This is a genomic window from Pseudogemmobacter sonorensis (genome assembly GCF_042762395.1).
Classification (GTDB): domain Bacteria; phylum Pseudomonadota; class Alphaproteobacteria; order Rhodobacterales; family Rhodobacteraceae; genus Pseudogemmobacter; species Pseudogemmobacter sonorensis.
In genome coordinates, this window is record NZ_JBEFZE010000055.1 from 1 (window position 1) to 9,288 (window position 9,288).

Here is a 9,288-nt window from a genome sequence, read left to right on the forward strand (position 1 = left end):
CCGAGGCGCTGGCGCATGTCACGGACGGGAGCGATCTTGGGATCGTGGTCGGCTATGCCGGGACGGGAAAGAGCGCCATGCTTGGCGTTGCCCGCGAGACTTGGGAGGCGTCAGGCTTTGAGGTTCGCGGTGTCGCCCTGTCCGGCATCGCTGCCGAGAATCTGGAAAGCGGATCGGGCATATCCTCGCGCACCATCGCCAGCATGGAACACGGCTGGGGACAGGGCCGCGACATGCTCACCAGCCGCGACGTGCTTGTCATCGACGAGGCGGGCATGGTCGGCACCCGGCAGTTGGAGCGCGTGTTGTCCCATGCCGCCGAGGCTGGCGCAAAGGTCGTGCTGGTTGGCGATCCGCAGCAATTGCAGGCCATAGAGGCGGGCGCGGCGTTCCGGTCGATCCATGACCGTCATGGCGGCGTGGAAATCAGCGAGGTGCGCCGCCAGCGCGAGGACTGGCAGCGGGACGCGACCCGCGACCTGGCGACGGGCAGGACCGGCGCGGCGATCCATGCCTATGACGCTCACAACATGGTGCATTCCGCCGAGACCCGTGAACAGGCGCGGGGCGACCTGATCGACCGCTGGGATCGCCAGCGTCAGGCCGCGCCGGACAGTGGCCGCATCATCCTCACCCACACCAATGCCGAGGTGCGGGAACTCAACGAAGCCGCCCGCGACCGGATGCGGGAGGCAGGCGATCTGGGCGAGGACGTGCGCGTCACGGTCGAACGCGGCGAACGGAACTTCGCCGTTGGTGATCGCGTCATGTTCCTGCAAAATGAGCGCGGGCTTGGCGTGAAGAACGGAACGCTCGGCACTATCGAACAGGTCAGCCCGCAATCCATGTCGGTTCGCACCGACGATGGCCGCAGCATCAGCTTCGACCTCAAGGACTATGACCGCATTGACCACGGTTATGCGGCGACCATCCACAAGGCGCAGGGCATGACGGTGGACCGGACGCATGTGCTGGCAACACCCGGCATGGACGCCCACGGCAGCTATGTCGCCCTGTCGCGCCACCGTGACGGCATGGACCTGCATTTTGGCCGCGATGACTTCGCCAGTCAGGGCAAGCTCATCAACACCCTGTCGCGTGACCGGGCCAAGGACATGGCGTCCGATTACGACCAGCAGATCGAGCCGGTGCAGAGCTACGCAGAGCGGCGCGGCATCAGCTTCCGCGCCCGTGTCGCCGAGATCATGCGCAAGCTCGTGCCGGAACGCCTGCGCGATGCTGTTGACGGGATGCTCGACGGGTTGCGCTCCCCCGATAACGGCGTGCCTGGCCCCGACGCCGCGCAGCAGCCGGAAAGGGGAACAGCCGGAAAGGCGGCGGCGGAGAGGCAGGCCGGGGAAGACCGGGAGACAGCATTGCGCCGCGCCCGTGGCCGGGCCTTCGTTCGTCATGCCCGCGCCGTGGACGCGATCTTCAAGGCGCAGATGCGAGACATGGCCGCAACACCCGGACAGATGCGGGAACTGCACGAAGCGCGTGCCGAGTTTGACGAACTCCGGTCCCACGGCTCGCGCGATGTCGAGGCGGTTTACAAGAAGAACCCCGATTTTGCGGCGGCTGCCGCGTCAGGCGATCCCGACCGCGCCGCCCCCGCCAGACGCGCCCTGCAACTGGAAACCGAAATGCGCGCCGATCCGCAGCGCCGCGCGGATCGGTTCGTAGAGCGGTTTCAGGAACTCCGGCAAGCCAGCGAAAGCAGGTATGCGGCAGGAGACTATTCCGGCCACAGGGCAGCGCGGACGGAGATGGGCAACATGGCGATGAGCCTCGAACGCGACGCCCAGATGGACTCCCTTCTCCGAGGCCGCAAGCAGGAGCTTGGTATCGAGGTCGAGTCAGGCCACAGCCTCGGCCGCGATCTCGCCATCAGTCATGGTCTCGGCAGAGGGCGGGGCGTTGGGCTGTAGACCGGAAAACTCTATCACCTGTCAGTCCAGAAACACGGGGCAGAGTATGGCAGAAGCTGTCGCTAACCTATTGATGTCGAGACTAAGGTTGCAAAAGCTGCAACAATTGCGCCGATCAAGGCGCTAATAATCGCAGTCTTTATTTGGTCTCGCCTCGTAATCTTGAACTTGAGGAGATCTATTTCTCTTTGATGCTGTTCAGCAGCTTGCGGGTCTCCAAACCCAGAGCCGTAGCCGACAGACCGGACCAGTTCCTCAAGTTCCCTCTCTAGTTTTGTCATCCTGAAGCCTCTCAGTGCATTGCATTTCTGCTAGTGTAGCAGCGTACAGTTAGGACGTCCGTATCGTGTACAAGTCGGCTTGCCACCAGCGGCGAGGCTTCGAGCGTCCTATGCGAATCAGGTGAAGCACGCGGTAACCGGTTATGATCCGCCTCATCGACACTCCCTGGGAATGGAGCAATCGGATTTGAACCCATCCTATTTACCGCCGATTGCACTCCATAGCCCTATGACGCCAGAATAATTATTGCGCAAAGACAAATCGTTGCTCCGTCTGGTCTCTGCAATCGTCAGAAACGACCAGCAGGAGGCAGCAGGACCATGCGCCAACCAGACCGCATCATCCGCATGAAAACCGTTCTTGCCCGCACCGGGCTGTCGAAGTCCACGATCTACCGCAAGATGGCAGAGGGCACGTTCCCGCCTCGACTGAAGATCAGCACCAACGGCACGGGCTGGCATGAATCCGACATCAACCGCTGGGTCGCCAACCCTGTTGCGTGGCAGCCGGAGGAAGGCGGCGGACATGGCCGATGACGGGAAACGTCCCGGCCGAGAGAGACCGGCGAACGACAACCGCCCGCCCGATAGACGGGATGCCGGACATGAAGTCGGCGCGTCTGAGCGGCTGGACGCCGTGGTGTTGTCCATCGCCCGCCTGATCGGCAGACGCATGGCGCGCGAGGACTTCGAGAAGGCCATGCGCGCCGCGAACGACAATGCGCCGCCTGCCCTCGACGGGAGCGGGGCAGACGATACGGAATGAGGCTATCGCAAAGCAGATTGCGGCCCGAAGCATTGACATCTCATGTGATGTCAATATATGGTTTGAGCATGAGACTGGTTCTGGACACCAACGTGATCGTTGCGGCCTTCCGCAGCCGCAACGGGGCGAGTAACCTGCTTCTGCGGATGGTTGATCGTGGCGCGGTGACGCCGCTTTGTTCGACGGCGCTGTTCCTCGAATACGAGGCCGTACTAAGCCGGGAGGAAACCCGGAAGGTGACTGGCCATAGTCTGGAAGATGTCGCGGCGGTGATGAGCGCGCTCGCCGCCGTGTCCGAGGGCGTCGATATCTCGTTCCGGACGCGGCCCATGCTGTCCGATGTCGCGGATGAGATGGTGCTGGAAGCCGCGCTGAACGGGCAGGCCGAGGCCATCGTGACGCATAACGTCAAGGACTTCCGCCCGGCGCTTACGCTGGGCGTTACCATCGCAACACCGGGAGAGATCGTCAGGAGGCTGAACACATGACGCAGGCCCAACGCTACAAATACCCTCTGCAACTGCCGCAGTCGCTCAAGGAGACGGCGGCACGTCTTGCCATGGAGGATGGCGTGTCGCTTAATCAATGGATCGTCTCGGCGGTTGCGCAGAAGATCGGTGCGGTGGAGACCGCCGCCGATTTCCTGAAGGCGCGTGCTGGCACGGCGAAGCGGGGCGACCTGACCCGGCTTCTGGACCGGGCACCGGATGTGCCGCCGATGCCGAAAGATGCCATCAAGGACTGACCCGAACGGAGATGCCACCATGACCCGCGCCGCCCTCTATGCCCGCTATTCCGACGACAAGCAGAACGAGGCGTCCATCGAGGATCAGTTCCGGCTTTGCCGGGAACATGCGGGGCGCGAGCGGTGGCAGATCGTCGGTTCCTATGAGGATGCGGCGATCTCCGGGGCCAGCACGATCTTGCGGCCCGGTATCCAGCGGCTCATGCGCGATGCGCAGCAGGGCGTGTTCAACATCCTTCTGGCCGAGGCGCTGGACCGCATCAGCCGCGATCAGGCCGATGTGGCGACGCTGTTCAAACACCTGAAATTCGCCGGTGTCACCATCGTTACCCTTGCCGAAGGCGAGATCACGGAACTGCATGTCGGTCTCAAGGGCACGATGAACGCGCTGTTCCTGAAAGACCTCGCCATGAAGACCCACCGGGGCCTGCGGGGCAGGGTGGAGAAGGGCAAGGCCGGGGGAGGGCTTTGCTACGGCTATCGCGTCGTGAAGAAATTCGACGGCAACGGTGAGCCGATCCGGGGCGACAGGGAGATCATCCCCGAGGAAGCCGAGATCGTGCGCCGCATCTTCCGCGAGTTCGCATCGGGCAAAAGCCCGAAGGCCATCGCCGTCGATCTGAACCGCGATGGCGTTCCCGGTCCGCTTGGCCGGGCATGGGGCGACACCAGTATCCGGGGCCATGTCTCGCGCGGAACCGGCATCGTCAACAACGAGCTTTATGCGGGCGTCCTTGTCTGGAACCGGCTGCGGTTCGTGAAAGACCCGTCCACCGGCAAGCGCGTCTCGCGCCCGAACCCGGAAACCGCATGGATCAGGACCGAAGTTCCGCATCTGCGGATCGTGGACGATGTGCTCTGGAATGCAGTGCGCGAACGCCAGAAGCAGATCGCGGAAATCTTTGGTCCGAACCCGGCCAATACGCGCGAGGGCAGGGCGAAGCGCCTGCATCTGGCAAACCGGCCTGTCTCCCTTCTCTCCGGGCTGATGACCTGCGGATGCTGCGGCGGAAAGATCGGCATCATTCTCTCCGACCGGCTGGGCTGCCTCAATCATCACCGGCGCGGCACCTGCACCAACAACCGCACCATACTGCGAGAGAAGCTGGAGGCGCGTGTGCTGACGGGATTGCAGGAAAGGCTGGTTTCGGCCGAGGCGGTGAAAGAAGCGGTGCGCGCCTATGTCGAGGAAACCAACCGCCTGAACCATCAGCGTCGGGTGCAGCAGGAGACCGACCGTCGCGCGCTGACGAAGATCGAGCGCGCTATTGCCGGGATCATCGCGGCCATCGAGGACGGGATGTATCAGCCGAGCATGAAGGCGCGGATGGACGAGTTGGAGCGGCAGAAGGCCGAGATCGCCGTCCGCATGGCGGAAGCCCCTGCCGATATGCCGGATGTTCACCCGAACGTGGCGGAGAATTACCGCCGCAATGTGGTGCGCTTTGCCGAAGCCCTGCGCGATCCCGATGGCGGTCGTGAAGCCGCCAATGCGCTGCGCTCACTCATTGGCGAGATCATCGTCACCCCCGGCGAGAAGCGGGGCGAGGTTCATGCCGAGTTACGCGGCGAGCTGATGGGCATCCTCGGTATCGCCGCCGCCCAGCCGGAACAGGGGCGAACAGGACTTATGACGCCAGTGGCCGCAGGCCCCCGCAACCACCGTATCCGACCTCGATCCGACACCAGCCCTCGCAACCTGCGGGGGCTTTGTCATATCGGCCTCGGCGAGGTTGAGGATTCCTGCCAGTTCTCCAACAAGTTCAATCTGATGGCCGCCGGGGATGCCCGGGGCAGGGACCATCCGAACCTCGGAGATCAGCCCGCGCAGAAGTTCGGTGGCCTGCGGCTTCAGCTCGGGCTGATTCAGGGTCTCGGCCAGATCCGCGATCTTCTCGCGGTAGAGATCCGACATGCGCGGATGCAGCCGCAGGGCGGGCGGTTCCGGGCTGGTGGCAAGGAAACGGGTAAGCCGCGCCTTCTCGTCCTCCAGCGCGGCCATGTCGGCCTTCATGGATGAGTTGTAGAAACCATCCTGAATCGCGGTGAGCATGTTGGCGATCTTCTTCTCCACCTTCGCGAGATCGCGCTGTGCCTTGTCGTGCTCGGCATTGGCATCCGCCGCCGTCTCGTTGAAGGCGCGGCGGTATTCCTCGGCGAAAGCGGCGATCAGGTCGGGATGCAGCAGGCTTTGGCGCAGGCCGTGTAGGACGCGCCCCTCGACCTCATCGCGCAGGATGGTGGCACGGTTAGTGCAGACCGCATCGCCCTTGCTGCGCGCACCGGCGCAGCCATAGCGAGATTTGTTCATCAGCGTATAGCTCGACCCGCAGCAGCCGCACTTCATCAGCCCGGCCAGCAGATAGGCGGGGCGACGGGCATTCTCTGGACGAGGCCGCTCATTCTTCACCCCGGCCGGGTTCATCGCATCGCGGATGCCGTTCTGCCGGGCCTTCACCCGGTCCCAGAGATCATCGTCGATCAGGCGAAGCTCCGGCACCTCATGCACCTTCCAGGCCTCGGGCGGGTTCAGCCGGGCCTGACGCTTGAAGGTTGCCGGATCCTTGACGAAGCGCTGCCGGTTCCAGACCAGCATGCCGATGTAAAGCTCGTTATTCAGGATGCCGGTGCCGCGCTGCCAGTTGCCGGAGATCGTGGACGGCCCCCAGGTCCCGGTGCCCTTGCCGCTGCCGCCGGGGGAAGCGATGCCCTCGGCGTTCAGAGCGGCGGCGATGGCACGGGCGGAAAGCCCGGCATCGTAATCGCGGAAGATGCGCAGCACGATCTCGGCCTCTTCCGGGATGATCTCCCGCTCGCCGGTGACCACGGACCCGTCCGCACGGAAGGCGCGCTTCACCCGGTAGCCATAGCTGATGCCGCCTGCGGACTTCCCGGCCTCGATCCGGCCTTCCAACCCCCGGTGGGTCTTCTGCGCCAGTTCCTTCAGATAGAGCGCCGACATCGTGCCCTTCAGGCCGATGTGCAACTCGTTCACCTCGCCTTCGGCCACGGTGAACACCGGAATGCCAAGGAAGCACATCTGCTTGTAGAAGGCGGCTATATGTTCCTGATCGCGGGAGAAACGGTCGATCCCCTCGGCCACGACGACATCGAAGCGACCCGCGCGGGCATCTGCCAGCAGACGCTGGTAATCCGGCCGCAGCAGCGAGGCGCCGGAAATCGCGGCATCGGAATAGCTGTCCGCGACCTTCCAGCCGTGCCCCTCGACCAGACGGCGGCAGACCCGGAACTGGTCCTCGATCGAGGTGTCTGACTGCAGGTCGGTGGAGTAGCGGGCGTAGATCGCGGCCTTCTGGCCTTGCGGTATCATCAGCATGTCAGTCCCTCCGGGCGGCGGCGCGCTGGCGCGCGATATCTTCTCTCGCGGATTGCCGAGCCAGCAGGCGCACGAGTTGGATCAGGCAAGGATGGGCGGGGCCGGGATTCGAGGCAAGCGCCGATCCGGACGACATACCCGCGCCGGAGGCCGCCGTTTCCGGCACCTCCGTCTCGCAAGCATGTCTCTTGTCTTCAACTTCTGCCGCACCCAATGCTTTCGCACTGTCCGAGTCGTCCGGCGCTTCGTGCCCTGCCGTCGGCCCCGCATTCGTCCGCATTTCCTCGCGGAAATAGCTGCTGAGCGTCGAGCCGGTAACCTTGAGTCCGAAGGCCTTGAGCGAGTCGGCGATGTCATCGAAGCTGCGACCTGGCCTGCTGCCGGTTTCGTGGACACGAAGATAAGATCGTGACCAAGGAACTGGAGATTGCAGATGACGAGACGGAAGTTCAGCCGCGAGTTCAAGATCGAGGCTGTCATACTGGTGACCGAGCGGGGCGTCGTGGTGGCACAAGCCGCCCGCGACCTGAATGTCGCCGAGAGCGTATTGCGCCGCTGGATGCGCGAGTTGACGGCTGCCCCGGCGGCGGCGCTTCCCGGCAATGGGCGGATGCGGGTCGATCTGGCCGAGATTGCAGCCCTGAAGAAAGAGGTCGCCCGGCTGCGGGCGGAGCGCGACATCCTCAAGAAAGCGGCAGTTTTTTCGCGCGCGAGGCGACATGAGGTTCGCCTTCATCGCCAGGCATCGCCACATTTGGCCGATCAGTTGGCTCTGCGAAGTGCTGGAAGTCTCGCGTTCCGGCTTCCATGCCTGGCTCAACCGCCTGGCCAGTGCCCGCGCGTTCCATGATGCGAAACTGGTTGCGGCAATCGAGGCGAGTTTCAGGGCCAGCGACCGCACCTACGGCGCCCGTGGTGTGCGGCGCGACGTTCTCGAAGACGGCCTCGCCTGCGGGCTTCGACCCTGATCGAGCGCCTGATGCGCCAGAATGCAATGAGAAGCGCGGCCACGGCGGCGGAGAAAGCCCAAGGACCATGGTGAACGCTCGGTGATCGCGGATAACATCCTCGACCGGGACTTCCTGGCCGATCGGCCGAAAGAAATGGCTGGCGGATTTACCTATATCTGGACTGCGGAAGGCTGGCTCTACGTTGCGGTCGCGCTGGACCGGTTTTCCCGGCGCGTTGTCGGGTGGTCCATGAAGGCTGGCCGGGAGCCACGCTGGTCATGGATGCGCTGATGATGGAGGTCTGGCGTCGCGGCAAGGCTGATGCCCTGCTCCATCATTCGGACCAGGGTTCGCAATACACCAGCGAGCAATTCCAGCGTCTGCTGGCCGACAACGGTATCACATGCTCGATGAGCCGGGCCGGCAACGTCTGGGACAATTCGGCGATGGAGAGCTTCTTCTCATCATTGAAGACCGAACGGACGGCCCGGAAGGTTTACCGCAGTCGCGATAAAGCCCGTGCCGATGTCTTCGACTACATCGAACGCTTCTACAACCCGCGGCGTCGGCATTCGAAACTGGGCTATCTCAGCCCTATGGAGTTCGAGGCAAACGCTATGCTAGCTTAACCTGCTGTCCACGAAACCGGCAGCAGGCCAAAGCGACACGGTTCTCTGCGCGGCGGGGGGCATTGCCGATGCAAGGGGGATCCTCGCCGCGCTTGCGCTTGGCGCCGATGGAGCGGTGATCGGCACGCGCTTCTGGGCAACGCAGGAGGCACTTGTTGACCAACGGCTGGTTCGCCCCACGCTGGCCCATGACGGCGACGACACCATCCGCACCCGCATTGTCGATACGGTCCGGCGGATCGACTGGCCCGGGCGCTATTTCGGGCGGGTTCTGCGCAGCGCTTTCATTGAGCGCTGGCACGGTGATGACGCGGGCTTGCGGCAGAACCTGCCGGAGCAGGAGAGGCTGTGGCAGGGCGCCGCCGAGGCCGCAGACACTTCGGTGGTCGCCCCCTTCGTCGGGGAAGCGATCAGTCTGGTGCGATCTGCACAAACCGCAGCTAACGTGGTCACGAGCATCGGGGTCGATCTGCAGAAGGGTTTTCGATATATATCTGGCGCTGTTTGATCGGATATGAAAAGCTGCTTAGGCTCCAGACTCATTAACTTTAGAGCCAGAAGAGGACGGTTGCGGCGAGCGCGATGGCCGAGAGGAAGACGATGGGGCACCTGTCGTATCGGGTCGCAACCCGCCGCCAATCCTTGAGCCTGC

At 63.7% G+C, this 9,288-nt stretch carries 7 protein-coding genes and 3 pseudogenes; 8 read left to right on the forward strand and 2 right to left on the reverse strand.

The genetic code is table 11. The features are described from left to right. The 6 genes and pseudogenes from ABNX41_RS20960 to ABNX41_RS20985 form a co-directional block, all read left to right on the forward strand. On the forward strand, nucleotides 1-1,928 hold a 1,928-nt coding region (locus tag ABNX41_RS20960; RefSeq protein ID WP_438671639.1), incomplete at its 5' end, for an AAA family ATPase. A 602-nt stretch (nucleotides 1,929-2,530) separates the two neighbouring features. Beyond that, on the forward strand, nucleotides 2,531-2,746 hold the full coding sequence (locus tag ABNX41_RS20965; RefSeq protein WP_438671640.1) for a helix-turn-helix transcriptional regulator: 216 nt from the start codon (nucleotides 2,531-2,533) through the stop codon (nucleotides 2,744-2,746). Continuing rightward, nucleotides 2,736-2,975, forward strand: a complete 240-nt coding sequence (locus ABNX41_RS20970) for a hypothetical protein (RefSeq protein ID WP_438671641.1) — start codon at nucleotides 2,736-2,738, stop codon at nucleotides 2,973-2,975. Before ABNX41_RS20965 ends, ABNX41_RS20970 begins: the two co-directional genes overlap by 11 nt. A 68-nt stretch (nucleotides 2,976-3,043) precedes the next feature. Beyond that, complete coding sequence (locus tag ABNX41_RS20975) at nucleotides 3,044-3,463, forward strand: putative toxin-antitoxin system toxin component, PIN family (RefSeq protein ID WP_072463228.1); 420 nt, start codon at nucleotides 3,044-3,046, stop codon at nucleotides 3,461-3,463. After that, the gene (locus ABNX41_RS20980; protein WP_438671642.1) at nucleotides 3,460-3,720 is read left to right on the forward strand and encodes a toxin-antitoxin system HicB family antitoxin; all 261 of its coding nucleotides are present in this window, start codon (nucleotides 3,460-3,462) and stop codon (nucleotides 3,718-3,720) included. The genes ABNX41_RS20975 and ABNX41_RS20980 overlap by 4 nt, the downstream gene beginning before the upstream one ends. Nucleotides 3,721-3,739: 19 nt before the next feature. Continuing rightward, nucleotides 3,740-4,840, forward strand: a pseudogene (locus ABNX41_RS20985) (recombinase family protein); the annotation flags it as partial. Between the two features lie 441 nt (nucleotides 4,841-5,281). Here ABNX41_RS20985 and ABNX41_RS20990 read toward each other — a convergent pair. Then, nucleotides 5,282-7,057 carry a recombinase family protein gene (locus tag ABNX41_RS20990; RefSeq protein ID WP_438671643.1) on the reverse strand — a complete coding sequence of 592 codons (1,776 nt, stop codon included), beginning with the start codon at nucleotides 7,055-7,057 and terminating at the stop codon, nucleotides 5,282-5,284. 433 nt (nucleotides 7,058-7,490) lie between these two features. Here ABNX41_RS20990 and ABNX41_RS20995 point away from each other — a divergent pair. Further along, nucleotides 7,491-8,636: pseudogene (locus ABNX41_RS20995) on the forward strand (IS3 family transposase). A gap of 4 nt (nucleotides 8,637-8,640) precedes the next feature. Next, nucleotides 8,641-9,144, forward strand: coding sequence for a nitronate monooxygenase (locus ABNX41_RS21000; RefSeq protein ID WP_438671644.1), 504 nt, complete (start codon nucleotides 8,641-8,643; stop codon nucleotides 9,142-9,144). 40 nt (nucleotides 9,145-9,184) lie between these two features. Here the strand turns inward: ABNX41_RS21000 and ABNX41_RS21005 are convergent. Continuing rightward, nucleotides 9,185-9,288: pseudogene (locus ABNX41_RS21005) on the reverse strand (IS5/IS1182 family transposase); the annotation flags it as partial.